The following is a 699-nucleotide window of genomic DNA, read 5'->3' as shown; positions in this document are numbered from 1 at the left end:
CGTTACACCTGACGCACGGCCGAGGACGGCGTCCCGCTTCCGTGTCCGTGAGGCGGGTGGGCCGGGCCCGGAATGGTGACGGGCCGCCGGTCGTTGTGCATGGTCCCGGCGCCCGTGACGAGGCACCCCCTGCCCCCGCGGTCGCACCGGCCAGATGCCCCCCTTTCAAGCTTTCGAGCGCCTGACGGTGCTTGCGCATGCCCGCCCGATCCCCCTCGGCGGTGTGCGCCAACCCCCGAATGGAGCTTTGATCATGAACACGATGCTGCGTAAGAGCGTTCTCGGTGTTGCTGGTCTCGCGTTCGCCGGTGGGCTGGCCGCAGGCCCCCTGCACGCCACCGCCGCCCACGCCGCCCCGACCCACGCGAAGCCGGTCGCCGTGGCCGTGCAGGCCGACAAGCCCGACAGCGGCAAGCTGGTCCCGCACGGGGTGCAGGGCGCGCAGTCGCACATCACCCTGAACGACGAGCAGATCGCGAACGCGAAGGCGATCATCGCGGCGACGAAGAAGGCCGGCCTGCCCGAGCGGGCTGCGGTGATCTCGATCGCCACGAGTCTGCAGGAGTCGAAGCTGGAGAACCTGGGGCACCTGGGTGACCGTAACGACCACGACTCGCTGGGGCTGTTCCAGCAGCGTCCGTCGTCGGGTTGGGGCACCCCGGAGCAGATCACGGACCCGCAGTACTCGACGACGGCGTT

At 70.2% G+C, this 699-nt stretch carries 1 protein-coding gene; it reads left to right on the top strand.

All coding sequences use genetic code 11. The annotated features are described in order from the left end of the window. Nucleotides 1-253 precede the first annotated feature (253 nt). Nucleotides 254-699 (top strand): hypothetical protein (locus ABGB16_RS33900; protein WP_347672124.1); only part of this gene is annotated, 446 nt, incomplete at its 3' end.

This window comes from Micromonospora sp. B11E3 (genome assembly GCF_039871625.1).
GTDB lineage: Bacteria > Actinomycetota > Actinomycetes > Mycobacteriales > Micromonosporaceae > Micromonospora.
Note: the sequence above shows the minus strand (reverse complement) of the source record. Positions and strands in the feature narration are given on the sequence as shown.